Source organism: Streptomyces sp. R41 (assembly GCF_041053055.1).
Classification (GTDB): Bacteria; Actinomycetota; Actinomycetes; order Streptomycetales; family Streptomycetaceae; genus Streptomyces.
The window spans coordinates 8,632,509-8,656,898 of the sequence record NZ_CP163443.1 but is presented as its reverse complement, the minus strand read 5'-3'; the positions used below and the strand labels follow the sequence as shown (position 1 = coordinate 8,656,898).

The 24,390-nt window shown below is 70.0% G+C and carries 18 protein-coding genes; 4 read left to right on the top strand and 14 right to left on the bottom strand.

Annotation, left to right across the window (positions count from 1 at the left end):
- Window positions 1-158: 158 nt before the first annotated feature.
- Entirely contained in the window at window positions 159-1,058 is a 900-nt protein-coding gene (sucD, locus tag AB5J53_RS39280) for a succinate--CoA ligase subunit alpha (RefSeq protein WP_369250369.1), read from the bottom strand.
- A gap of 11 nt (window positions 1,059-1,069) precedes the next feature.
- Window positions 1,070-2,200, bottom strand: a complete 1,131-nt coding sequence (gene sucC, locus AB5J53_RS39275) for an ADP-forming succinate--CoA ligase subunit beta (protein WP_369250368.1) — start codon at window positions 2,198-2,200, stop codon at window positions 1,070-1,072.
- 165 nt (window positions 2,201-2,365) lie between these two features.
- Here sucC and frc point away from each other — a divergent pair, with 165 nt between their 5' ends.
- The 4 genes from frc to AB5J53_RS39255 all read left to right on the top strand — a co-directional run bounded on the left by frc (window position 2,366) and on the right by AB5J53_RS39255 (window position 8,669).
- Complete coding sequence (gene frc, locus AB5J53_RS39270; protein WP_369250367.1) at window positions 2,366-3,598, top strand: formyl-CoA transferase; 1,233 nt, start codon at window positions 2,366-2,368, stop codon at window positions 3,596-3,598.
- A gap of 1 nt (window position 3,599) precedes the next feature.
- Window positions 3,600-5,753 (top strand): acetate--CoA ligase family protein, encoded by a 2,154-nt coding sequence (locus AB5J53_RS39265; protein ID WP_369250366.1) that lies wholly within the window; start codon window positions 3,600-3,602, stop codon window positions 5,751-5,753.
- Between the two features lie 118 nt (window positions 5,754-5,871).
- Window positions 5,872-7,257 (top strand): OFA family MFS transporter, encoded by a 1,386-nt coding sequence (locus AB5J53_RS39260; RefSeq protein ID WP_369250365.1) that lies wholly within the window; start codon window positions 5,872-5,874, stop codon window positions 7,255-7,257.
- The gene (locus AB5J53_RS39255) at window positions 7,257-8,669 is read left to right on the top strand and encodes an OFA family MFS transporter (RefSeq protein WP_369250364.1); all 1,413 of its coding nucleotides are present in this window, start codon (window positions 7,257-7,259) and stop codon (window positions 8,667-8,669) included. The genes AB5J53_RS39260 and AB5J53_RS39255 overlap by 1 nt, the downstream gene beginning before the upstream one ends.
- Window positions 8,670-8,742: 73 nt before the next feature.
- On the opposite strand, the gene AB5J53_RS39250 is transcribed toward AB5J53_RS39255, so the two are convergent.
- The 12 genes from AB5J53_RS39250 to AB5J53_RS39195 form a co-directional block, all read right to left on the bottom strand.
- A complete protein-coding gene (locus tag AB5J53_RS39250) occupies window positions 8,743-9,903 on the bottom strand; it encodes a sugar phosphate isomerase/epimerase family protein (RefSeq protein WP_369250363.1) in 1,161 nt (386 codons plus the stop codon).
- A gap of 156 nt (window positions 9,904-10,059) precedes the next feature.
- Window positions 10,060-11,487, bottom strand: coding sequence for an alkaline phosphatase family protein (locus tag AB5J53_RS39245; RefSeq protein ID WP_369250362.1), 1,428 nt, complete (start codon window positions 11,485-11,487; stop codon window positions 10,060-10,062).
- On the bottom strand, window positions 11,484-12,653 hold the full coding sequence (eboE, locus tag AB5J53_RS39240) for a metabolite traffic protein EboE (RefSeq protein ID WP_369250361.1): 1,170 nt from the start codon (window positions 12,651-12,653) through the stop codon (window positions 11,484-11,486). Before eboE ends, AB5J53_RS39245 begins: the two co-directional genes overlap by 4 nt.
- A gap of 3 nt (window positions 12,654-12,656) precedes the next feature.
- Window positions 12,657-13,505 carry a TatD family hydrolase gene (locus AB5J53_RS39235; RefSeq protein ID WP_369250360.1) on the bottom strand — a complete coding sequence of 283 codons (849 nt, stop codon included), beginning with the start codon at window positions 13,503-13,505 and terminating at the stop codon, window positions 12,657-12,659.
- Window positions 13,505-14,215 (bottom strand): EboA domain-containing protein, encoded by a 711-nt coding sequence (locus tag AB5J53_RS39230; protein WP_369252735.1) that lies wholly within the window; start codon window positions 14,213-14,215, stop codon window positions 13,505-13,507. The genes AB5J53_RS39235 and AB5J53_RS39230 overlap by 1 nt, the downstream gene beginning before the upstream one ends.
- A 41-nt stretch (window positions 14,216-14,256) precedes the next feature.
- Window positions 14,257-15,180, bottom strand: coding sequence for a sugar phosphate isomerase/epimerase family protein (locus AB5J53_RS39225; RefSeq protein WP_369250359.1), 924 nt, complete (start codon window positions 15,178-15,180; stop codon window positions 14,257-14,259).
- The gene (locus tag AB5J53_RS39220; RefSeq protein ID WP_369250358.1) at window positions 15,177-16,514 is read right to left on the bottom strand and encodes a UbiA family prenyltransferase; all 1,338 of its coding nucleotides are present in this window, start codon (window positions 16,512-16,514) and stop codon (window positions 15,177-15,179) included. Before AB5J53_RS39220 ends, AB5J53_RS39225 begins: the two co-directional genes overlap by 4 nt.
- A 230-nt stretch (window positions 16,515-16,744) precedes the next feature.
- On the bottom strand, window positions 16,745-17,878 hold the full coding sequence (locus AB5J53_RS39215; protein WP_369250357.1) for an inositol-3-phosphate synthase: 1,134 nt from the start codon (window positions 17,876-17,878) through the stop codon (window positions 16,745-16,747).
- A 134-nt stretch (window positions 17,879-18,012) separates the two neighbouring features.
- Entirely contained in the window at window positions 18,013-19,395 is a 1,383-nt protein-coding gene (locus tag AB5J53_RS39210; protein WP_369250356.1) for a ThuA domain-containing protein, read from the bottom strand.
- A gap of 17 nt (window positions 19,396-19,412) precedes the next feature.
- A complete protein-coding gene (locus tag AB5J53_RS39205; protein WP_369250355.1) occupies window positions 19,413-21,905 on the bottom strand; it encodes a PQQ-dependent sugar dehydrogenase in 2,493 nt (830 codons plus the stop codon).
- Between the two features lie 94 nt (window positions 21,906-21,999).
- Complete coding sequence (locus AB5J53_RS39200) at window positions 22,000-23,004, bottom strand: sugar phosphate isomerase/epimerase family protein (RefSeq protein ID WP_369250354.1); 1,005 nt, start codon at window positions 23,002-23,004, stop codon at window positions 22,000-22,002.
- A gap of 13 nt (window positions 23,005-23,017) precedes the next feature.
- Window positions 23,018-24,307, bottom strand: coding sequence for a Gfo/Idh/MocA family protein (locus AB5J53_RS39195; RefSeq protein WP_369250353.1), 1,290 nt, complete (start codon window positions 24,305-24,307; stop codon window positions 23,018-23,020).
- Between the last annotated feature and the right edge of the window lie 83 nt (window positions 24,308-24,390).

Sequence of the window (24,390 nt, the reverse complement as noted above, 5' to 3'; positions counted from 1 at the left end):
TCCGCTCTCGGTGCACAGTCGGGGGCGGGGGGCTTGGCATCTGCCGATCCGCAGAATGCATGCCCGCGCGAACAGTGGTCGCGTATGTCGCGAACGGTGGTCGCGTATGTAGGGAGGAAACGTAGTGACGCCGGATAGTTTCCGACAGTCACTCTACGTCAACTATGAGTGACGTCACGTTCCGTTTCCAGCTGAGCCAACACCAGCCGAGCCGTCTCGGTCGGGGTGCCGCCCACGCGCACTCCGACCTCCTCCAGGGCCTTCTTCTTCGCCTGGGCGGTGCCCGACGAACCGGAGACGATGGCTCCCGCGTGCCCCATGGTCTTGCCTTCGGGCGCGGTGAAGCCGGCGATGTAGCCGACGACGGGCTTGGTGACGTGGTCGCGGATGTACGCGGCCGCCCGTTCCTCGGCGTCGCCGCCGATCTCCCCGATGAGAACGATCAGTTCGGTGTCGGGGTCGTCCTGGAAGGCCGCCAGGCAGTCGATGTGGGTGGTGCCGACGACGGGGTCGCCGCCGATGCCCACGCAGGTGGAGAAGCCGATGTCGCGGAGCTCGTACATGAGCTGGTACGTCAGGGTGCCCGACTTGGAGACCAGGCCGACGCGTCCGGGTTTCGTGATGTCGGCGGGGATGATGCCCGCGTTCGACTGGCCGGGCGTGATCAGGCCCGGGCAGTTGGGGCCGATGACGCGAGTGCCCTTCTTCGCGGCGTGCGCGTGGAAGGCGACGGAGTCGTGGACCGGGATGCCCTCGGTGATGACGACGGCGAGTCCGATCCCGGCGTCGGCGGCCTCCACAACGGCCGCCTTGGCGAAGGCCGGTGGCACGAAGACCACGCTCACGTCCGCGCCGGTCGCCTCCATGCCTTCGCGCACGGACCCGAAGACGGGCACGGCACGGTCGTCAAAGTCGACGGTCTGTCCGGCCTTGCGCGGGTTGACGCCCCCGACGACGTCCGTGCCGGCCGCGAGCATGCGCCGGGTGTGCTTCATGCCCTCGCCGCCGGTCATGCCCTGGACGAGGACCTTGGACTCCTTGGTGAGCAAGATGGCCATGTCCCGCTCCTTCAGCTTGTGTTGGCGAGTTGGGCGGCACGGCGGGCGGCACCGTCCATGGTGGTGGCCTGCTGCACCAAGGGGTGCGCGTGGCCGTCGAGGATGGCGCGGCCGCGGACGGCGTTGTTGCCGTCGAGGCGGACCACGAGCGGTTTGGTCAGCCGCACGGCGTCCAGGGCCTGCACGATGCCGTCGGCGACCGCGTCGCAGGCCGTGATCCCGCCGAAGACGTTGACGAAGACGGACTTCACGTCCGGATCGGAGAGGATGACCGCCAGGCCGTCGGCCATGATCTGGGCGGAGGCCCCTCCGCCGATGTCGAGGAAGTTGGCGGGCCGGGCGCCGCAGCCGGCGACCACGTCGAGCGTCGACATGACCAGGCCCGCGCCGTTGCCGATGATGCCGACCTCGCCGTCCAGCTTGACGTAGTTGAGGCCCTTGGCCGCGGCGGCCGCCTCCAGGGGGTCGTCGTGCCCGGCGCCCTCTTCTCCCCAACGCGCCTGCCGGAAGCGGGCATTGTCGTCAAGAGTGACCTTGCCGTCCAGGGCGAGGATCTGCCCCCGGGCCGTGCGGACGAGGGGGTTCACCTCGACGAGGACGGCGTCCTCACGAGTCAGCACCTGCCACAGCCGCACCAGGACGTCGACCGTCTGCGGTGGCAGACCCGCGGCCTGCGCGATCTCGGACGCCTTCGCCGACGTGACGCCCTCCGCCGGGTCGATGTGAATGCGCGCCACCGCCTCCGGCCTGGTCGCGGCCACCTCCTCGATGTCCATGCCGCCCTCGGCGGAGGCGATCGCGAGGAAGCGTCCGGCGGCACGGTCGAGGACGTAGGAGACGTAGAACTCGCTCTCGATGTCGACAGGCTGAGCCAGCATCACCTCGCGGACCGTGTGGCCCTTGATGTCCATGCCGATGATCCGGCGTGCCGTGAGCTCGGCGGCGGCCGGGTCGGCGGCGAGCTTCACACCGCCCGCCTTGCCGCGCCCGCCGGTCTTCACCTGGGCCTTGACGACGACGCGACCGCCGAGCCGGCGGGCGATCTCGCGCGCCTCCTTGGGCGAGCCCGTGACCTCGGCCCGCGGCACCAAGATGCCGTGTTCCTCGAAGAGCCCCCGTGCCTGGTGCTCGTACAGGTCCATGATTCGGCTCCTGTCTTAAAAGTGCTGCACGACCCCTGGACATCACCCATCGGATGCGGGATAACAATCTTCATACAGTATCCGTCGACTGTATGCAATGTGCCGGACACGGCCCACGACCGGCGACGCCAGGACGCTCAAGGCAACGGACAAGTGAGGTGACCTGTGACAACCAAGGCTCTCGAAGGCATTCGCGTCCTCGACATGACACATGTCCAGTCCGGCCCCTCGGCGACCCAGCTGCTGGCCTGGCTGGGCGCGGACGTCATCAAGCTGGAGGCGCCGACCGGTGACATCACCCGCAAGCAGCTGCGGGACATCCCGGACGTCGACTCCCTCTACTTCACGATGCTCAACAGCAACAAGCGGAGCATCACCCTCAACACCAAGACCGAGCGCGGCAAGCAGATCCTCACCGAGCTGATCCGCCGCTGCGACGTCATGGTCGAGAACTTCGCCCCGGGCGCGGTCGACCGCATGGGCTTCACCTGGGAACGCATCCGCGAGATCAACCCCCGTATCGTCTACGCCTCCATCAAGGGTTTCGGCGAAGGCCCCTACACCAACTTCAAGGCGTACGAAGTCGTCGCACAGGCCATGGGCGGGTCCATGTCGACCACCGGCTTCGAGGACGGACCACCACTGGCGACCGGAGCCCAGATCGGGGACTCGGGCACGGGCATCCACGCGGTGGCGGGGATTCTCGCGGCGCTGTTCCAGCGGGAGAACACCGGGCGTGGTCAGCGGGTCAACGTGGCCATGCAGCATGCTGTGCTCAACCTCTGCCGGGTGAAGCTGCGGGATCAGCAGCGGCTCGCGCACGGTCCGCTCGCCGAGTTCCCGAACGAGGACTTCGGCGACGAGGTTCCCAGGTCGGGCAACGCGTCCGGCGGCGGTCAGCCCGGCTGGGCGGTCAGGTGCGCACCGGGCGGCCCCAACGACTACGTGTACGTCATCGTGCAGCCCATCGGCTGGAAGCCCCTCAGCGAGCTCATCGGCAGGCCCGAACTCGCCGACGACCCCGAGTGGGCCACCCCAGAAGCCCGACTGCCCAAGCTCGAGAAGATGTTCCAGCTCATCGAGGAGTGGACCAGCACCCTCCCCAAGTGGCAGGTGCTGGAGAAGCTCAACGCCCACAACATCCCGTGCGGACCGATCCTGTCCACCAAGGAGATCATCGAGGACGAGTCGCTGGTCGCCAACGAGATGGTCGTAAAGGTGGCGCACCCCGAGCGGGGCGAGTTCGTGACCGTGGGCAGCCCGCTGAAGCTCTCCGACTCCCCCGTGGACGTGACCAGTTCGCCGCTGCTCGGCGAGCACAACGAAGAGGTCTACATCGGCGAGCTCGGCCTCGGCGACGAAGAGCTGCGCCTGCTCAAGTCGAACGGGGTGATCTGACATGGTGACCCAGGACCAGGCCCTACGGGTGCGAGCCCTCCTCGACGGCGTACGGGCCGAGGGACGGACCGCGCTGACTGCACCCGAGGGCAAGGTGATCGCCGACGCGTACGGGATCACCGTCCCCGGCGAGGCACTCGCGAAGGACGCGGACGAGGCGGTGGCCTGCGCGGCGCGCTTCGGCGGGCCCGTCGTGATGAAGATCGTCTCCCCGGACATCCTGCACAAGACCGACGCCGGCGGCGTGGTCGTCGGCGTCGAGGGTGCGGCGGACGTGCGGGCCACCTTCCGCCAGATCGTCGAGAACGCACGGGAGTACGACCTCCAGGCCCGCATCGAGGGCGTACAGATCCAGGAACTGCTCCCGCAGGGGCAGGAGGTCATCGTCGGCGCGGTGACCGACCCGACGTTCGGGAAGATCGTGGCCTTCGGGCTCGGCGGTGTACTGGTCGAGGTCCTCAAGGACGTCACCTTCCGGCTCGCACCCGTGGACGCCGACGAGGCGCTGTCGATGCTGGATTCGATCCGCTCGGCGCAGATTCTGCGCGGGGTGCGCGGTGCGCGGCCGGTGGACAGGCGGGCGATCGCCGACCAGATCCGCCGGGTCTCCGAACTCGTCGCGGACTTCGCGGAGATCGCCGAGGTGGACCTCAACCCGGTGATCGCCACTGCGGAGGGTGCGGTCGCGGCGGACATACGCGTGATCCTCGCGGAGCGGGCTCCCGCCGAGCGCCGGACGCACACGCGCGAGGAGATCCTCACCTCCATGCGTCGCCTGATGCGGCCCTCGTCGATTGCCGTGATCGGCGCCTCCAACGAGCAGGGCAAGATCGGCAATTCGGTCCTGCGCAATCTCATCGACGGCGGCTTCTCGGGTGAGATCCATCCGGTGAACCCCAGGGCCGACGACATTCTGGGCCGCAAGACCTACCCAAGTGTCACGGATATTCCGGGCGAGGTGGACGTGGCGGTGTTCGCCGTCCCCGCCCCGTCCGTGGCCCGGCTCCTGGAGGAAGTGGGACGCAAGAACATCCCCAACGCCGTACTGATCCCGTCCGGATTCGCGGAGAGCGGCGAGCCCGAACTCCAGGACGAGATCGTGGCCATCGGCGAGCGGTACGGCATCCGGCTCCTCGGTCCGAACATCTACGGCTACTACTCGACGTGGCACGACGTGTGTGCCACCTTCTGCACGCCCTACGACGTGAAGGGCGGCGTCGCGTTGACCTCGCAGTCCGGCGGCATCGGAATGGCCGTCCTGGGCTTCGCGCGCACTACGAAGACTGGTGTTTCGGCGATCGTCGGGCTCGGCAACAAGGCGGACCTGGACGAGGACGACCTGCTCACCTGGTTCGGCGAGGACCCGCACACGCAGTGCATCGCGATGCACCTGGAGGACCTCAAGGACGGCCGCGCGTTCGTGGAGGCGGCCCGCGCCACGGTCCCGAAGAAGCCGGTCGTGGTCCTGAAGGCCGGTCGTACGGCGGCCGGCGCCAGGGCCGCCGGTTCGCACACGGGCGCGCTCGCGGGCGACGACGCCATGTACGACGACATCCTGAAGCAGGCCGGTGTCATCCGGGCCCCGGGACTGAACGAAATGCTGGAGTACGCGCGCGCGTTGCCGGTGCTTCCGACTCCCAAGGGCGACAACGTCGTGATCATCACGGGCGCGGGCGGCAGCGGCGTACTGCTGTCCGACGCGGTGACCGACAACGGCCTCTCCCTGATGGAGATACCGCCGGACCTGGACTCGTCCTTCCGGAAGTTCATCCCGCCCTTCGGGAGCGCCGGCAACCCCGTGGACATCACGGGTGGCGAGCCGCCGTCGACGTACGAGGCGACGATCCGGCTGGGCCTTACGGACCCGCGTGTCCACGCGCTCGTCCTCGGCTACTGGCACACCATCGTGACCCCTCCCATGGTCTTCGCCGAGCTCACCGCGCGCGTGGTGGCCGAGTTCCGCGAGCGCGGGATCGAGAAGCCCGTGGTGGCGTCACTCGCGGGCGACGTAGAGGTCGAGGAGGCCTGCCAGTACCTGTACGAACGGGGGGTCGTGGCCTACCCGTACACGACCGAGAAGCCGGTGGCCGTACTCGGCGCGAAGTACCGCTGGGCGCGTGCGGCAGGGCTGTTGGGGGGCGGGTTCATGACGTGAGTGTGCGCGGGGGCGGCCGACGGTGCGCGTCGGCCGCCCCCGGGACCCGTAAGCGCACGAAAGGCATTTGGCAGGGGGCGCTGACCAGATCTTTCGACGCAAGGGGTGTTTGACAAAGATGACAACCACCGACTACTCGGCCTCCGTCCCCTATCAACAGGTGACGGACGTCAACGGCCGCATGTACCGCATCGGAGAGACCGATCGGGACATCATGGGGCGACCACGCTGGACCATGGTGCTCTTCCCATGGATGGGCATGCTGGGCATCAGTTCCTCGGAGTACGCGTTCACGTCGGCCGAGGACACGCTGCACGATGCGCATCTCTGGAGCAGCGGGCACATCTTCTGGCTGATGGGTGTCTGGGTGTTCTTCCAGGCGGCCGTCGCCTTCCCGGCGGGGCAGCTCCGTGAAAGCGGAAAACTGCCCGCGCGGTACGCCATGTTCCTCGGCGCACTCGGCACGATCCTCGGCTATCTCTCGCTCGCGTTCGCGCCGCACGTGATCGTCGCGTACATCGGGTTCGGGATGTTCAGCGGAATCGGAGCCGGCCTGGTCTACGCCACCTGCGTGAACATGGTCGGCAAGTGGTATCCGGAGCGCAAGGGCGGCAAGACCGGCCTGGTCAACGGCGGCTTCGCCTACGGCTCGGTGCCCTTCGTCTTCCTGTTCACCTCGTACATGGACCTCAGCAACTACGAGAACGTCCTGGTGATGGTGGGCCTGATCTGCTGCGCCGTCGTGGCGTTCGCGGGCTGGTTCTTCAAGGACCCGCCCAAGGGCTGGTGGCCCTCGCACGCGGATCCGCTGAAGGTGTCCGACGACCCGAGGGTCCGGCGGGCGCTGGAGAAGAACCCGCCGGCGGTGAAGCAGTACACCCCGAAGGAGGCCGCTCGTACACCCGTCCTGTGGATGATGTGGTTCTGCCTGTTGTGCACCGCCGGGATCAACATCTTCGGCATCGCCTTCCAAGTGCCGTTCGGCAAGGACATGGGCTTCGCGGGCGGGATCGTGGCCACGGCGATGTCCCTCAAGGCGATCGTCAACGGCACCGGGCGCGGTGTGATCGGCTGGATCTCCGACAAGTTCGGCCGCCGCCAAACGCTGATCATCGTCTGTCTGGTGCTCGGCTCCGCCCAGTTCGGCGTTCTGGTCTCCGGCCAGATGGGCAGCATGCCGTTCTTCCTGTTCTGCTCCATGGTCTCCGGATTCGGCGGCGGCGCGATCTTCCCGCTGTTCGCGGCCATGACGGCTGACTACTTCGGCGAGAACAACAACGCCTCCAACTACGGAATGGTCTACAGCTCGAAGCTGATCTCCGGGCTCGTGGGCTCCGGAATGGGCGCGGTCGTCGTCGGCGCGTGGGACTACCACGGCGCCTTCGTTCTCGCCGGATCCATCGGGCTGGCATCCGCGGTGCTGGCGCTGTTCCTCAAAGCTCCGGGCCGGCCAACGGCCCGGATCGTTCCCAACCCGCAACCTCTTGGCGAGGAGATGGCTTGATGACGGCGGAACCTATCGCCGCTAAGGACGCGTCGAGCGCGCCCGGCACCTCAACCCGCTCGTACCGGGAAGTCACCGACTCTCGAGGCCGTGTCTACCGAATAGGTGAGACGGACCGGGACATCCTGGGCCATTCACGCAAGTTCATGGTGTATCTGCCGTGGATCGCCATGATGGCCATCAGTGTCTTCGAGTACGCGTACGGCTCGGCCGAGGACACCCTGTCCCACGCGCACGGCTGGACGCAGAGCAACACCTTCTGGATCCTGAGCGTCTGGGTCTTCTTCCAGGCCGGCATCGCCTTCCCGGCGGGCTGGTTGCGGGAGAAGGGCATCCTGACGGCGCGCAGGGCCATGTACACCGGTTCGGCCATGTGCCTGATCGGCTTCCTCGCCCTCTCGCACCTCAGCAACGTCTTCTTGGCCATCCTGGGCTTCGGCGTCATCGGAGGCCTCGGCTCGGGCCTGGTGTACGCGACCTGTATCAACATGGTCGGCAAGTGGTTCCCCGAGCGCCGTGGCGCGAAGACGGGATTCGTCAACGGCGGATTCGCGTACGGCTCCCTGCCGTTCATCTTCATCTTCAACTACGCGTTCGACACGGCCAACTACCACCGCGTACTGGACCTCATCGGCTGCTACGTGATGGTCGTGGTCCTGGCCTCCGCGTTCTTCTTCAAGGACCCGCCGAAGAACTGGTGGCCGGCGGACATCGACCCGCTGACCTTCGGCGGCACCGAAAAGGGCGCGGCCGGCCTCGCCAAGAACCCTCCCGCGGTGAAGCAGTACACCCCCAAGGAGGCCATCAGGACCGGCATGCTCCCCCTGATGTGGATCGCCCTCGTCATGACCGCGGGTGTGTCGATCTTCGGCATCTCCTTCCAGGTCGACTTCGCCAAGGAGGTGGGCTTCGGCCCGCTGGTCGCGGCGTCGTCGATGGGCGTCATGGCCGTCATCAACGGCATCGGGCGAGGGGTGGTGGGCTGGCTGTCCGACACCTACGGTCGCAAGCAGACCCTGGTGTTCGTCATCGTCGTCCTGGGTCTCGCCCAGTTCGGCGTGATCTGGGCCGGTGACATCCACAGCGAGGCGCTCTTCCTGTTCTTCGCCTTCCTCTCCGGATTCGGCGGCGGCGCGTTCTACCCGATGTTCGCGGCGCTCACCCCGGACTACTTCGGCGAGAACTACAACGCCACCAACTACGGGCTGGTGTACAGCGGCAAGCTGATCAGCGGCCTGTTCGGCGGCGGACTCGGCTCGATGGTGGTCGCCGCCTGGGGCTACAACGGCGCCTACGCGCTGGCGGGCGGCGTCTCTATGGTGGCGGCGGCGATCGCCCTCCTGCTGAAGCAGCCGGGCCGCACCGGCGACGTCAGCCGGACTGCGGAGCCACAGCCCGCGACCGCGACCTGACGGACACCTCGCACGAGAAGGATCAGGCGGCCCTCCCCATGTGGGGAGGGCCGCCTGATCCGTTGCCGCGGAGCTAGTGGCGCTTCTCGCGGAGGGCCGCGAGGTTGTCGTAACCGATCTTCGCGTGCTTCAGCGACTGCCCGGGGTCGGTGGCGCTGGGCGCGTTGTCCTGTTCGACCATCGGGTTGTGGTAATTGCGGGCGCCGACGCGCGAGAAGAACGTGGTGTAGTCGATGACGCCGGTGCCGAACGGCACCATGTCATAGCCCATGCCGTTCGTGGTGTTGACGGTGCCGTCCTTGGCGTGGAAGAGCGGATAGCGCTTGTTGTTGCGGACGACGAGTCCCGCGGGATCGAAGACGTTCTCCTGTGTGGAGCCGTCGTGGGCCGTGTACGTGTGGAACTTGTACTGGGCCACGTGCGCCCAGAAGATGTCCATCTCCAGCCAGACCACCTTCGGGTCGGTGACCTTGAGGAAGTACTCCAGCTTGCGGATGCCGGAGCTTCGGGTGGGGTGGCCCTGCGCGTCCAGCGGACCGCCGTCGAGCAGGAAGCCGTACGCCGCGTCGTGGTTGTGGGTGTACAGCTTGATGCCCTCGCGGCGGGCGATCTCGCCGAGCGCGTTCCACTTGTCGGCGGCCACGTCCCAATCGGCGCGGTAGGCGCTGCCGGTGGGGTCGCCGCCGGTGCCCATGTGCGCCATGCCGAGGATGTTGGCGATCTCCAGGTGCTTCTTGAAGGTGTCCAGGTCGGCCGTCGTGAAGGGCCAGGACGGCGGTATGAAGCCGTGGTTGCCCTGCGCCCGCAGCCCGTACTCGTCGAGCCAGGAGCGCAGCAGCTTGGCACCCTCCACGGACTCCAGGCTCGCGCCGCCCGGGGCGTTGGCGTGCTGGCCGTATCCGGCGAACTCCACCTGCCGGTAGCCGAATCGCGAGAGCTCCTTGAAGACCTCGCGGAAACCGGAGGGCAGATCGGTGGCGAGCGGGTCGCGGCCCGTCGCGTCACGGACGGTGTAGAGGATGATGCCCCGCTTGTTCGCGGGGACGAGGACGTCGCCGCCGTGGTCATAACCTCTGTCCCGGTCCTGGGCCAGGGCCGGTGAGGCGCCGAGGACGGGCGCGGCGATCGCCGCGGTCGCGGCGGCGGTGCAGGTGCTGAGGAAGCGGCGGCGGCTGACGCCGAGAGTGCGACGCAGGGCGTCGCCGGTTCCGGATTCGTCGTTGAACGCGGTCACGGTTTCTCTCTTTCGGATCGGAGTTCAGCGGTGGCGGGTGCCGGGAGGTCTGCTGCTCGTGCCCAGGTCGGACGCCTGCCGAGCGCTCGCCGGACGCGTTGTCAGTGGCGCGTGTTTCACTTTCTGTAGTCGCTCGTCACGGCTTGTCAGGCCTCGTCAGGTGAGGCCGGCCAGGTCGAGCAGCAGGGATTTCACTTCGGTGGCCGCGACGCGGCCGGTGACTGAGCGGGGGGTGGAGCAGATGATGAGCGGACCTTCGTCGTCGCTCAGGGGGAGGCGGCCGTGGCTGCCGCGAATAGGTGAGGGGTCCAGGGGCACGACCGCCATGCGGTAGCGCATGCCGAGCTTCTTGCGGGCCAGAGCCGTCGCCGCCTTGACCTTGACGTAGGGGTCGAGGGGATCCATGAAGAGTTCGACGGGGTCGTAGCCGGGTTTGCGGTGGATCTCGACGAGCTGCGCGAAGTCGGGCGCGCGGGCGTCGTCGAGCCAGTAGTAGTACGTGAACCAGGCGTCCGGCTCCGCGACGGCGACGAGTTCGCCGGAGCGCGGATGGTCGAGGTGATGGGTCTTCTTGCCCTCGTCGTCGAGGAGTTGCTCGATGCCGGGCAGGTCGGCGAGCGCCGCCTTCGTGGCCTCCAGGTCCTCGGGTCGTCGCACATAGACGTGGGCGATCTGGTGGTCGGCGACCGCGAAGGCACGGGAGGCCATCGGGTCGAGGTACTCCATGCCGTCCTGCGTGTGCACTTCGAGGAGTCCGGCGCGGCGCAGGGCGCGGTTGATGTCGACGGGACGGTCCGCACGCGTGATGCCGTACTCGGACAACACAACGACGCTGCGGCCTTCGGTTCTGGCGTCGTCGAGGAGGGGAGCCACTGCCGCGTCGAGGTCCGCGGCCGCCTGGAGGGAGCGCGGGTCGTCGGGGCCGAAGCGCTGCAGGTCGTAGTCCAGGTGAGGGAGGTAGCAGAGGGTCAGGTCCGGCCGGCGGGTGCGATTGATGTGGCGGGTCGCGTCGATGATCCACCGGCTGGAGACGAGGTCGGCGCCGGGACCCCAGAAGTGGAAGAGGGGGAACGTACCGAATTTCTCGGTGAGTTCGTCGTGCAGGGCCGGGGGCCGGGTGTAGCAGTCGGGTTCCTTGCGGCCGTCGGCGTAGTAGACGGGACGGGGAGTGACGGTGATGTCGGTGTCGGCGCCCATGGCGTACCACCAGCAGATATTGGCGACCGTGTAGCCGGGATGCGCGCGCCGCGCGGCGTCCCACAACTTGTCCCCGGACACCAGGCCGTTGTGCTGACGCCACAGCAGTACGTCGCCGAGCTCGCGGAAGTACCAGCCGTTGCCGACGATGCCGTGCTCGGCGGGGTGGGTGCCGGTCAGGAAGGTGGACTGGGCGGCGCAGGTGACGGCGGGCAGGACGGTGCCGAGCGGGGCACGGGAGCCGGACTGGCCGAGGGCCTTGAGGTGGGGCATGTGGTCGAGGAGACGGGGGGTGAGTCCTACGACGTCCAGGACGAGGAGGGGAGTGGGACGGGGGTCCTCGCCGGCGTGCTCGGGCTGGGCTGTCGGTGCCGGCGGCTGGGTCACGGCAGCTCCTTGAGGCCGAGGTCGGTCAACAGGTCGCGGGCGAGGGTGAGTTCGGCGGCGATGCCGTCGGCGAGCTGGGCGCGGGCCCGGGGGCGCAGCTCGGGCGGGAGGGCCTGCCAGGTGTAGGTCTCGACCTCCAGATGGCGGGTGAGCGGGTGCGGGCCGCCGACGAGGTGGGCCAGCGCGGCCCGGAGGACGGGGAGTGTGGAGGTGAGGGGCGCGGCGGGGGCCGCGTGCAGCGGGACGTGGAAGTGGGCGCGCCATGGGGAGGCATCGGGCAGGGCGTCGCCTGTCAGTGCCTCGCCGAGATCGTCGGTGCCGCGCAGGCCGGCGGACGTCCGGGTGCGGGTCTGGTGCAGAAAGCGGGGTTCGTCGAAGGCGGCGAGGGCGGTGCGGACTTCGGGGAGATGGGGGTGTTCGGCGTGCAGGGCGGCTGAGAGCTGCGATTTGACGACGGGGACGCGGGCTTGGGCGAGCGCGTCCAGGGCGTGGTGCGGGTCTTCGAAGGAGGTGGCGAGGTGGCAGGTGTCGACACAGATGCCGATGCGGTCGTGGCCGATCGCGGTGAGCGGGGCGAGGGCGTCGGCAGTGGTCTCGACGGTGCAGCCGGGTTCGGGTTCCAGGCCGACGCGGATGGAGCGGCCGGTGAGTTCGTGCAGGGCGTCCAGGCGTTCGGCCAGCGTGCTCAGCGCGGAGTGGGCGGTCGCCGCCCGCTCGTCGTCGTACGCGGTGCGCCAGGCGAGGGGCAGTGTGGAGATGCTGCCCTCGGTGACGTCGTCAGGAAGGAGCTGGGCGAGGACACGCGCCAGGGAGGTCGTGTGGGCGAGCCGCTCCGGATCTGCCCAGTCCGGCTTGTAGACGCGGTACTTGACCTCTTCGGCGCCGAAGCCTTCGTACGGAAAGCCGTTGAGGGTGACCACTTCGAGGCCGCGGCGGTCGAGTTCGGTGCGCAGGCCGCGCAGCGCGGACGGATCGCCGACCAGTGTGTGGGCGGCGTCCTTGGCGAGCCACAGTCCGATGCCGAGGCGGTCTCGTCCCAGGCGCCGGCGGACGGGTTCGCAGTGGTCGCGGAGCTGGGCGAGGACGCCGTCGAGGGTCTCGGCCGGGTGGACGTTGGTGCAATAGGCGAGGTGGACGGTGGAGCCGTCGGGGTGGCGGAAGCGCATGGCTCACTCCCCGCCGCGGAGGATCGAGTTGCCTTCGTGGGTCGCGTCGGTGCCGGTCACGTCGAGAGACAGCCGTCCGTTGAGCCCGTAGAAGGCCACGGGGTTGCGCCACAGCACCCGGTCGACGTCGTCGTCGGTGAATCCGGCCTTCAGCAGGGCGTCGCCGACCCTGCGGGTCTTGAGGGGGTCGCTTCTCCCCCAGTCCGCGGCCGAGTTGACGAGCACCTGCTCCGGCCCGTACTCCCGCAGGACCGCGACCATCCGCTCCTCGTCCATCTTGGTGTCCGGATAGACGGAGAAGCCCAGCCAGCAGCCGCTGTCCTTGGCCTCCTTGACGGTGGTCTCGTTGAGGTGGTCGAGCAGGACCCGGCCCGGAGACAGGGCGGACTCGCGGACGGCGTCCAGGGTGCGGCGCAGGCCGGCCAGCTTGTCGCGGTGCGGGGTGTGGACGAGCGCGGGCAGCCCGTGGTCGGCGGCGAGCTGCAGCTGGGCGGCGAGCGCGGTGTCCTCGGCGGGGGTCATCGAGTCGTAGCCGATCTCGCCCACGGCCACGACCTGGTCCTTGACGAGATACCGGGGCAGCTCGTCGAGGACGGGGACGCAGCGGGGGTCGTTCGCCTCCTTGGGGTTGAGGGCGAGCGTGCAGTGATGGGCGATGCCGTACTGGGCGGCGCGGAAGGGTTCCCAGCCAAGAAGCGAGTCGAAGTAGTCGAGGAAGGAGGCGGGTGAGGTGCGGGGCTGGCCGAGCCAGAAGGCGGGCTCGACGACGGCGCGGACGCCCGCGGCGTGCATGGCCTCGTAGTCGTCGGTGGTCCGTGACGTCATGTGGATGTGGGGGTCGAAGATGCGCATCAGGACTCCTTGCCGGAGGTGCCGGACGTGCCGGGGGCGCCGGGGCTTCGGGACGTGCCGGTGGGGGTGGCCGTGGGCTCGGTCAGGGCCAGGACGCGGTACAGGTCCTCGGGTACGGGACGGCCCGCGGCGGCGCGTTCGTCGGCGTAGGCGCCGAGCATGCGGGCGAGTTCGGCGTCGGCGTGGGCGCGCCGGGGCAGATCGGCCACCTCGTCGACCGGGACGCCGGTGAACAGGCACTTCAGCACGGCGTGGCGCCAGTTGTGGGAGTCCAGGTGCAGGGCGGCGTAGGGCCCGACGGCGGCCGCGACGAGTCGGGTGTCGTTGGTGCGCAGGGCGTCCTCGACGAGGGGCAGCGCGTCGGGTCCGGGCACGAGGTGGGGCAGGGCGTGCAGGACGGCTCGGCGTTCGGCGGCGGTGCCCTGGCGGTAGACGCGGGTGAGTGCGTCCGGGTCGGCGTGAGCGGCGTGCAGGAGGAGCACGCGGGCGATGTCGGCGTACTCGGGCCCGCACCGGCGGCCTGCCTCGGCGATGCGCAACTCCCAGACGGAGATGGGGCCGTGGGTGCCGGGGTGGGCGGCCGCCTCGTCGAGGGCCTGGTCGAGCCAGGCGCGAGCTTCTCCGCCGAGATGGGTGTTCAGGCGGGCGTGCAGGGCGGCGAGGGCCGGCTGAGCTCGGTGGCCGGCAGAGCCGTGCTGGGTGCCCTGGATGTCGTGGCTGCCTTGGCTGCGCTGGGCTCGGTGCGGGTGGTTCACGGGTTTCTCCCTTCGAGGCCCTTGGGGATCGCCCGGGCCGCGCGGTGGAGGAACGGGAGGGAGTGTTCGGCGAAGTGGGGGCCCGCGTGGGAGTGGCGGGGCAGTTCGACGACGGTCAGGGCCTGGTAGCCGGTGGCGGCCAGCGCTTCGAGTACGGGCGGGAAGTCGATCTCCCCGTCCCCGAACGGGAGGTGTTCATGGATGCCGCGGCGCATGTCCTCGATCTGGACGTGACGCAGCCAGGGGGCGGCGGCGCGTACGCAGTCGGCGGGAGGAAGGGGTTCGAGGCACTGGCAGTGGCCGATGTCGAGGGTGAGCCCGAGGGCGGCCGGGTCGCCGAGTGTTCGGCGCAGGTGGTGGAAGTCGGCGAGGGTGGCGAGCAGATGGCCTGGTTCGGGTTCGACGGCGAGGGGGATGCCGGCGCGGGTGGCGGCGTCCAGCACGGGGGCGAGCGCCTCGGCCAGGCGTTTCCACGCGGTGTCCTCGTCGGTGCCGGCCGGGGTGATTCCGCTGAAGCAGTGCACGGCGTGGGCGCCGAGGTCGGCGGCGACCTGGACGGCCTGGATGAGCAGGCCGACGCGGCGCGCGCGGTCGTCCGGGGCGGGATCGAGGAGCGAAGGGCCGTGTTTGCGCCGTGGGTCGAGGACATAGCGGGCGCCGGTCTCGACCGTGACGCCCAGGCCGAGCGCCGCCAGCCTGTTGGCCACCTTCCCGGTGCGGGCGGCCAGGTCCGGGGCGAGCGGATCCAGGTGCATGTGGTCGAGGGTCAGGCCCACGCCGTCGTAGCCGAGGTCGGCGAGGAGCCCGAGGGCATCGTCGAGACGGAGGTCGGTGAGGCCGTTGGTGCCGTAGCCGAAGCGGAGGGGGTGGGGGGCCGGGGCGGGGCCCGCGTGGGTGGCCGTGCGGGGGCTCGGGATCATGTGACGCTCACCTTCCTCGCGAACTTGCGTGCCGCCGGGGCGAGAGCGGCGGTCAGCAGGGCGGTGACGGGGGCGCCCGCGCGGGCGGCGAGAGTGGCCTGAAGGGGGATCATGGCGCGGATTCCGCCACCGACGGCTCGTTGGGTGAGCGGGGGTGAGGGGTTCAGGGCGGCATGGAAGAGCGGGTGGGCGGAGGTCGCCGCGTAGGCGAGGGTGAGGGCTGCGCGCAGGGTGTCTGTGACGGGGTGGGGGAAGGGGCGAGGGGCAGGATCGGCAGCGGATGCCGGCCCGAGTCTCGCGGCGATGCCGTCGCCCGCCTTGCCCGTACCAGTGCGCGTGGAGGCGTTAACACTCCCTGGATGCACCGCTGTTGGGGCAGCGTCGGCAGGCCGGCTCGCGGCTGCCCGACCGTTCGACAGTTCCCAGGCCAACGCAGCGGTCGTGGCCAGAGCGGCCAGCGGTGCCACCGGCGAACCGCCCTGGGTCTCGCCGCGCGACACCATGGTCACCGCGAGGGTGTGGGTCGCCAGGGTGAGGGCGGAGGGGAGGGCGCGGCGGGCGGTGCGAGAGAGGGTGGCCATGCGGAGGGGCACGTCTTGACCGGGCGCGACACGTCCGTTGGCCGCCGGGCCGAAGAGCCGGTCCCGACTGCGCACCGCACCCGCGGTAACCGCGGTCCCGAAGACCCGGTCCCGGCTGGGAGCCGTACCGGCGGTGGCCGCGGTCCCGAAGACCCGGTCCCGGCTGGGAGCCGTACCGGCGGTGGCCGCGGCGCCGAGGAGTACGTCCAGGCCGCGCGCGGTTGCCATCGCCACAGGTCCGGCGGGGGTTCGTTTGAGCGTGAGGTCGTACGCCCAGACGGTGGCCGCGAGAGGGGCGGCGACCGCGAGGGAGGGGCGGCCCGCGCGGGCCGCGAGGGCGAGGCCGGCCGCGGTCAGGGCTCCGGCCGCCGCGAGTGCCGCGGCTGGGTGTATGCGGCCGGAGGGCAGCGGGCGGTGCGGGCGTTCCACGGCGTCCTCGGCACGGTCGGCCCAGTCGTTCAGGGCCATGCCCGCCTCGTACAGGCAGAGGGAGGAACCGATGGCGAGCAGAGTGCGGGAGTTCGGGCGGGCGCCGACGGCAGCGGCCCCCGCGAGGGCGTCTCCGGGAACGGTGAACAGGGCGGGCAGACGCAGAAGCTCGGCCCAGGCCTTCGCCCGCGCCTTCGCGCCCAATCCCGCCGACACGCTCGCCGTGCCCGACCCAGCCGGCGCGCCCGCCCCGGTCAACCCAGCCGGCGCGCTCCCCTTGGCCAACGCGGCCACCGCGCTCGCCACAGCCAACCCGGCCGACATGCTTGCCCTGACCGTCCCTGCCATCGCGCTCGCCCCAGCCACCCGGGCCACCGCGCCCGCCCTGACCGGCCCGGCCGACTCACTCGCCCCGGCCACCCCAGCCGACGCGCTCACATCAGCCGACCCGGCTGGCTCGCTCGCCCCAGCCCACCCGACCGACCCCCTCGACCCAACCCGCTCCCCTCGTCCAACAGAAGCGCCCGGCCCAGTCGCCCCGACTCGCCACAACCTCACCGGCCCTCCCCAGCGAGTCCCCGAAGGCGTCCCGCGAACCCCGCCAGTACCGCGTACTGCTCGCCCAGGGCCGAGGGACCCTCCCCCATCGGGTCCTTGAAGTAGAAGCCGAGGTCGCTCAACGGGCCGGTGAGGCCGGCCTCGTGGGCGCGGGTCGCCAGGCGGGCGAGGTCGAGGACGAGTGGGGCCGCGAGTGCGGAGTCACAGCCCTGCCAGGTGGTCTGGAGGATCATGCGGGTGCCGAGGAAGCCGTCGAAGGCGATGTGGTCCCAGGCGGTCTTCCAGTCGCCGAGGGCGGGGACGTCGTCGATGTGGGTCTCGCCCTCGGGGGCCGCGCCCAGGGTGTCGGCGAGCACGCGCTCCTTGCCGGCGTTCTTGGCCGCGGCGGCGGCCGGGTCGGCGAGGGCGGCTCCGTCGCCGCCGCCCAGGAGGTTGGTGCCGGACCAGGCGCGGACCGTCAGCGCGCGCTGGGCGAACATCGGGCCGAGCACCGAGCGGAGCAGCGTCTGGCCGGTCTTGCCGTCGCGTCCGGCGTAGGGCAGCCCGCTGGACTCGGCCAAGGTCACAAGGGCCGGGTGATGCAGGCCCGTGGAGGGGGTGAAGTTCACGTACGGACAGCCGGCCCGCAGCGCCGCCGCCGCGTACAGCGAGCTGGGTGGCAGCGTGGTCCCGGTGGTAGCCGGCTCCGTGGAGGCCACGTTCACCACGACCGCCCGGGTCAGGCCGCGGCGGCGTACGAAGTCCCGTATGTCCGAGGCGAAGGCGTCCACGAGCTCGGCCGGGTCGCGGGTGTCGCCCGGGGCGGGCCCGCCCGGGCGGATCTCCCGGTCGGCGGCCTCCAGTTCGGCCGCGATCGCCGACGGGAGGCCGTGCGGGAGTACGCCACCTGCGACCAGGGCCTCCGCCCGCTTCGGCAGCGGGCAGTCCACTGTGTCGTGGCCGCCGAAGACGAGGGACGACAGGGCAGGCAGACCGCAGTCGGCGAAGAGGTCGGTTTCGGTGACCATGCCCGTGGGGGCGTGCAGCCCGGCGGTGACGGCCGCGCAGCCCGCGATGACGGTGGTGGCGACGGAGCCACGCGCTCCGATCAGCCACACCCCCACCCGGGAATCGGAAAGGGACGCGGACATGGGCAGCCTCCTTGTCGTACGTCAATCAGGAGATTCATCAGCCAGGGAGGTACATCGGGCAGGAGATGCGTCTGCCGGGAGAGGCGAGGGGCGAGACGGCGGGCGGGAGTACGGCGTCTCCCGCCCGCCGCCGCTCAGTCGCCCGGCGAAGCCGTAAGTGCTGACGGCTTCGTGGGCAGTTCCTTGATCCGCACATCGCGGAAGGACACCTGGTCGTCGGCTCCGTGGTTCTGGATGCCGACGTGCCCGTCGCGCAGGCTCCGTGCCGGATCGGTGTTGGTGAAATCGTTGATCTTCACGCCGTTGAGCCAGACGCGGAGTCGTTCGCCCTCCACGCGGATCTCGTACGTGTTCCACTCCCCCGGCGGGTTCAGCGCACGGTCGCGCTTGTCGATGTCGGCGGACTGGAAGCTGTACACGGCCCCCGTCGTGCGATCAGGGGCGTCGGTCGCGTCGATCTGGATCTCGTAGCCGTTGTTGACGGCCGACCAGGGGTCGTCGGAGGCCGGGAAGCCCACGAAGACACCGGAGTTGTCGTCCCCGGCCACCTTCCAGTCCAGCTTCAGCGAGTACGAGCCGAAGCCCGGATCGGAGTCGGAGCCGGCCCCGGAGCCGGCGTACCAAAGCATCCCCAGCCCGCCGTTCGACGTCAGCGTGCCGTCGTCCGACAGCGAGAACGAACCGGGGCCCGCCTGTTTCCACGCCGACAGCGACTCGGCCGTACCGTCGAAGAGCGGCCGGTAGCCGTTCTCCGGGCGGCAGTCGGCCTGCGCGTCACCGATGGCGTACCGGATCCCGCCCAACAGGTGCTTGCGGAAGGCCGGTTCGGCGTAGGACTCCTTGGTGTGGCCGCCCCCGGTGTAGAAGGCGCGGCCGCCCCGGTACTCCTGGCACCAGGCGATCGGATGGTCGCCGCTCATCGTGCCGCCGGTGTACGACGACTCGTCGAGCGAGGCCAGTACATGGGCCCGTTCCCGTGGATTGGAACGGTAGTTGTACCACTCGTCCGTGCGGTCCCAGGCCTTCGGCAACTCCGAGGTCGCCGGGTGCGCCCGGTCCTCGACGTCGACGGTCGCGGGCTGGATCGCGGGGTGCGACTGGAAGTACGCGCCCGCCAGACCGCCGTAGAAGGCCCAGTCGTACTCGGTGTCGGCGGCCGCATGGATGCCCACATAGCCGCCGCCCCGCTTGATGTACCGCTCGAAAGCGGCCTGCTGGGTGTCGTCGAGGACGTCACCCGTGGTGGAAAGGAACACCACGGCGTCGTAGCGGGCGAGGTTCTTCATGGTGAAGGCGCCCGCGTCCTCGGTGGCGTCGACCGCGAAACCGCCGGTCGTCCCCAACTCGCGTACGGCCGCGATCCCTTCCGGGATCGAGTCGTGCCGGAAGCCGGCGGTCTTGGAGAAGACCAGGACCCGGCTCTCGTCGGCTCCCTTCGAGGCGGCCGGTCCCGACACACAGCCGATGAGCAGAGCGGCCGCGGCACCCACCGTCAGCATCTGCGCTGATGTGCGCATGCCCGTCACACCTCCCGTCAGCTCGTGGTGAAGGTGAAGTCGTCCACGTCGTAGAGCGCACCGGTGCCGCTCCCCTTGAAGACGAGGTAGAGCGTGGTGGTGCCACGGGGCGCATCCGAGAGATCCGCGGTCACGTCCTGGAAGGTCTCCCAGCCCCCGGTCACCGGCACGGTCGCGGTGCCCAGCAGTCGGCCGGTCGAGGAGCCCGCACGGACCTCGAGGGTGCCGCCCGATCCGGCGGAGGAGATGCGCGCCGTGATCTTCGTGGCGTTGCTCAGGATGTACGGCTCGAACGAGATCCAGTCACCGTTGTTGATGTCGCCCACCGTCTTGCCGCCGTGCGCGGTGGCCTTCGTCTGGACCGTGATCCCCGAGGCGTTGCCGTAGTGCTCGGCCTGGCGGTGCCTGGGCTGGGTGACATGCTGGTCGTGGCTGGTCAGCGGGGCCTGTCCGCCGCCACCGCCGTCGGTGTACTCGGCGTCGAAGACTCCGAAGATGTTCGCGTCCTCGTCATGGCCGCTGCCCGCGCCGGTGTTGATGGTGCCGGAGCAGCCGTTGGCGGAGGTGAGCAGGTGGCCGTGGCTGTCGTGGCCGAGGATGAAGTTGACCTTCACCTTGGAGCAGTCGATCGTCCGGTCCTCCGGGTCGCTCACCTTCACCTTGAAGGGCACGGTGTCCCCGAAGCTGAACAGCTGGCCGTCCCGCGGGAGTTCGAGCGTCACCTTGGGCGCGGTGTTGCCGACCACGACCTGCACGCTCGCGCTGCCCGTGCGCCCGCTCGCGTCCTTGGCCGTCACGGTCGCCGTGTACGTGCCGTTCTTCTTGTACTTGTACGTCGGGTTCGCCGCCGTCGACTTGCCGCCGTCGCCGAAGTCCCAGCTGTACGTGAGGGCGTCACCGTCCGCGTCGGACGAACCGACCGAGGAGAAGCGGACCCTGAGCGGGGCCTGTCCCGAGGTGCGGTCGGCCGCGGCCTGGGCGACGGGTGAGTGGCCGTCGGTGGCGTTCTCGATGCGGTAGAGGCCGGAGTTCTCATCGCCCCCGAACCAGGCGGTGCCGTAGTCGAGGACGTACAGCGCGCCGTCGGGACCGAACGCCATGTCCATCACCTGGGTGCCCGTCCACGGGAAGGCGTTGATGGACTGCACGGTGCCGTTGCCGTCCGACACGATCCGCTTGATCCAGCGGCGGCCGAACTCTCCGGCGAAGAAGTTCCCGTCGTACGCCTGCGGGAACTTCACCGGCGAGTCGAGCGAGGCGTCGTAGTGGTAGACCGGGCCGCCCATCGGGGACTCCGAGCCGCTGCCGAACTCCGGGACGGACGCGCCGTCGTACGGGATCCAGGCGGGCTGGGCCGGGGGAAGGTCGGTGAGGCCGGTGTTGTGGGGCGAGGTGTTCTTGGGCGCGTTGCAGTCGAAGGTCGCGCCGGAGGTCTTCGTGGCGAAGTCGTAGTCCACGTAGGGGTCGTTCTTGCCCGTGCAGTACGGCCAGCCGAAGTTGCCGGGGCCGGTCACCCGCGCGAACTCGACCTGGCCGCCGGGGCCGCGCGCCGGGTCGGCCGCGCCCGCGTCCGGGCCGTAGTCACCGACGTAGACGATCCCCGTCGCCTTGTCGACGCTGAAGCGGAACGGGTTGCGGAAGCCCATCGCGTAGATCTCGGGGCGCGTCTTGTCCGTGCCGGGCGGGAAGAGGTTGCCGTCGGGTATGGAGTACGAGGCGTCGGCGTTCACCTTGATGCGCAGGATCTTGCCGCGCAGGTCATTGGTGTTGCCGGCCGAACGCTGGGCGTCGAAGGCCGGGTTGCGGTCGGCCCGCTCGTCGATGGGGGTGAAGCCGTCCGACTGGAAGGGGTTGGAGTCGTCCCCGGTGGAGAGGTAGAGGTTCCCCGCCGCGTCGAAGTCGATGTCGCCGCCGACGTGGCAGCAGATGCCGCGGGACGTCTGGACGTCGAGGATCTTCTTCTCGCTGGCGTTGTCCAGTGTGCCGTCGGCCTTGAGAACGAACCGCGAGAGGCGGTTGACGCCGTCGAAGGGCGCGAAGTCGGCGGCGGTGCCGGTCTCCGGGGCGTCGCCCGCGGGGGTGCTCAGGGGCGGTGCGTAGTAGAGATAGATGTAGCGGTTGCTGGCGAACTCGGGGTCGATGCCGACGCCCTGCAGGCCTTCCTCGTCGTGCGAGTAGACGTCGAGCTTGCCCGCTATCTTCGTGTTGCCCGCGCTGTCGGTGAGCCGGAGTTCGCCGTCGCGCGAGGTGTGCAGGACCGAGCGGTCCGGGAGCACGGCGAGCGACATGGGCTCGCCGACCTCGGGCTCGCCCTTGGCGAGGGTGACTTGCTGGAAGTCCTCTGCCGCAACTGCGCTTTCCGGCTCGGCGACGGCTGCGCCGGCCTGAGGTGCGGTGAGGGTGAGGGAAGCGGCCGCGAGCAGCGCGCCGCTCAGCAGGGCGAGTGCCCCGCGGAGTCTTGGACGTCTCGAGTGGCTCGTGTTCTTCCTGTTGCGTCCGTTCGGGTGCACGAAATGCCTCCATGAAGGGGCTGGTCGTACTGGGCGGGTGCGATACGCCGGGGTGCGCCGTCACCCCGGAATGCGTTGAACTCTCCGACGCGGCCTAGTCGTTGCCGCCGAACGCCGCGTCGAACGAAGCCGACGGCGGGGCGAAGTCGTACGCCTTGAGGCGGGTCAGGGCTTCGGGTGCGCCCTGCAGCCGGTCCATGCCGGCGTCCTCCCACTCCACCGAGATGGGGCCCGCGTAGTCGATGGAGCGGAGCATGCGGAAGACGTCCTCCCAGGGGACGTCGCCGTGACCCGCGGAGACGAAGTCCCAGCCGCGGCGCGGATCGCCCCAGGGCAGGTGCGAGCCGAGACGGCCGTTGCGTCCGTCGAGCCGCTTGCGGGCTTCCTTGCAGTCCACGTGATAGATCCGGTCGCGGAAGTCGTAGAGGAAGCCGACCGGGTCGAGGTCCTGCCACACGAAGTGCGACGGGTCGAAGTTGAGGCCGAAGGCCGGACGGTGGTCAACTGCCGTCAGTGCCTTGTGTGTTGTCCAGTAGTCGTACGCGATCTCGCTCGGGTGGACCTCGTGCGCGAACCGCACGCCCTGCTCGTCGAACACGTCCAGGATCGGGTTCCAGCGCGTCGCGAAGTCCTCGTAGCCGCGCTCGATCATCGACTCGGGGGCGGGCGGGAACATCGCGACCAGATGCCAGATCGCCGAGCCGGTGAAGCCGATGACGGTGTCGACGCCGAAGGCCGCCGCCGCGCGGGCGGTGTCGCCGAGCTCCGCGGCGGCCCGCTGCCGTACGCCCTCGGGTTCGCCGTCGCCCCAGATGCGTGCGGGCAGGATCGCCCGGTGGCGCTCGTCGATGATGGCGTCGCAGACGGCCTGGCCGACCAGATGGTTGGAGATCGCCCAGCACTTGAGGCCGTACTTGTCGAGGAGCGCGTGCCTGGAGTCGATGTACGCCGGGTCGGTGAGCGCCTTGTCGACTTCGAAGTGGTCGCCCCAGCAGGCGAGTTCGAGTCCGTCGTAGCCGAAGTCGCGCGCGAGGCGGCAGACCTCTTCGAGGGGCAGGTCGGCCCACTGGCCGGTGAAGAGCGTGAAGTTGCGCGGCATTCCCGGGGCCTCCTCAGACCGCGATGGGTGTGTAGACGGAGTTCTTCTCGGCACTCTCCTCGACCGCCGCCAGCACGCGCTGCACCTGCAGCCCGTCGGCGAAGGACGGCACCGGTGGACGGCCCGCCGCGATGGCGTGCACGAGGTCGCGGGCCTGGTGCGCGAACGTGTGCTCGTAGCCGAGGCCGTGGCCCGGCGGCCACCAGGCGTCCAGGTAGGGGTGGTCGGGCTCGGTGACCAGGATGCGGCGGAAGCCCGCGTGCGCACCGGGTTCGGTGTGGTCGTGGTAGGAGAGTTCGTTGAGCCGTTCCAGGTCGAAGGCCAGCGAGCCGCGCTCCCCGTTGAGTTCGATGCGCAGGGAGTTCTTGCGCCCGGTCGCGAAACGGGAGGCCTCGAAGGAGGCGAGGGCGCCGGAGGCGAAGCGAGCGGTGAAGAGAGCCGCGTCGTCGACGGTCACGGCACCCGAGCCAGGGCTGGAACCGGCACCGGAACCTGGGTCGGCACTGGAGCCCGAACCGGCACCAGAGCCTGAGCCGGCGCCGGTACCGGCGCCGCCCGCCTCCGACACGGCGGACAGCCCGCTCGACGCCCCGCCGGGCAGCGGCCGCTCCCGTACGAATGTCTCGGTGAGCGCAGACACCCCGACGAGCGGCTCACCCGCCAGATACTGCGCGAGGTCCACGATGTGCGCGCCGAGGTCGCCCAGCGCTCCCGATCCAGCGAGTTCCTTGCGCAGGCGCCAGGTCAGCGGGAACTGCGGGTCCACCAGCCAGTCCTGAAGGTACGTCACTCGTACGTGCCGCAGGGTGCCCAGGCGTCCCTCGGCGACCATCTTCCGCGCGAGGGATGTGGCGGGCACCCGCCGGTAGTTGAATCCGACCATGGCCAACTGGCCGCGCGCGAAGGCCTCTTCGGCCGCCTGTGTCATCGCGACGGCCTCCTCGACCGTATTCGCGAGGGGCTTCTCGCACAGCACGTGCTTGCCCGCGGCCAGGGCGGCGACGGCGATCTCCGCGTGACTGTCACCGGGGGTGCAGATGTCGACGAGGTCGACGTCGTCGCGGGCGATCAGGGCGCGCCAGTCGGTCTCGGCCGCCGCCCAGCCGTGCCGGTCCGCCATCGCCCGCACGGCCTGTCCGTCACGGCCGCAGACGGCGGCGAGGACCGGGCGGCGCGGCAGGTCGAAGACGCGGCCCACGGTGCGCCAGCCCTGTGAGTGGGCGGCGCCCATGAAGGCGTAACCGACCATGCCCACGCCCAATGGCGGCTTCTCGGCCTCGTCGCCCTGGTGCGGCTGTCCCATGCGGATGTCCTCCTCGTCGTCGTGGCGCGGTGGGGGGTGGGGCCTGACCCCGGCGGGACCTGGTCCGATGGAAGCTGGTCCAC

Excerpts from the sequence above, each read along its gene's own strand:
- AB5J53_RS39215 (WP_369250357.1), bottom strand. The coding sequence starts at position 17,878 with ATGTCCGCGTCCCTTTCCGATTCCCGGGTGGGGGTGTGGCTGATCGGA.
- eboE (WP_369250361.1), bottom strand. The coding sequence starts at position 12,653 with ATGCGCTTCCGCCACCCCGACGGCTCCACCGTCCACCTCGCCTATTGC.
- AB5J53_RS39200 (WP_369250354.1), bottom strand. The coding sequence starts at position 23,004 with ATGCCGCGCAACTTCACGCTCTTCACCGGCCAGTGGGCCGACCTGCCC.
- AB5J53_RS39220 (WP_369250358.1), bottom strand. The coding sequence starts at position 16,514 with ATGTCGGCCGGGTTGGCTGTGGCGAGCGCGGTGGCCGCGTTGGCCAAG.
- AB5J53_RS39265 (WP_369250366.1), top strand. The coding sequence starts at position 3,600 with ATGGTGACCCAGGACCAGGCCCTACGGGTGCGAGCCCTCCTCGACGGC.
- AB5J53_RS39255 (WP_369250364.1), top strand. The coding sequence starts at position 7,257 with ATGACGGCGGAACCTATCGCCGCTAAGGACGCGTCGAGCGCGCCCGGC.
- sucC (WP_369250368.1), bottom strand. The coding sequence starts at position 2,200 with ATGGACCTGTACGAGCACCAGGCACGGGGGCTCTTCGAGGAACACGGC.
- AB5J53_RS39260 (WP_369250365.1), top strand. The coding sequence starts at position 5,872 with ATGACAACCACCGACTACTCGGCCTCCGTCCCCTATCAACAGGTGACG.
- AB5J53_RS39235 (WP_369250360.1), bottom strand. The coding sequence starts at position 13,505 with ATGCGCATCTTCGACCCCCACATCCACATGACGTCACGGACCACCGAC.
- sucD (WP_369250369.1), bottom strand. The coding sequence starts at position 1,058 with ATGGCCATCTTGCTCACCAAGGAGTCCAAGGTCCTCGTCCAGGGCATG.
- AB5J53_RS39225 (WP_369250359.1), bottom strand. The coding sequence starts at position 15,180 with ATGATCCCGAGCCCCCGCACGGCCACCCACGCGGGCCCCGCCCCGGCC.
- AB5J53_RS39210 (WP_369250356.1), bottom strand. The coding sequence starts at position 19,395 with ATGCGCACATCAGCGCAGATGCTGACGGTGGGTGCCGCGGCCGCTCTG.
- AB5J53_RS39195 (WP_369250353.1), bottom strand. The coding sequence starts at position 24,307 with ATGGGACAGCCGCACCAGGGCGACGAGGCCGAGAAGCCGCCATTGGGC.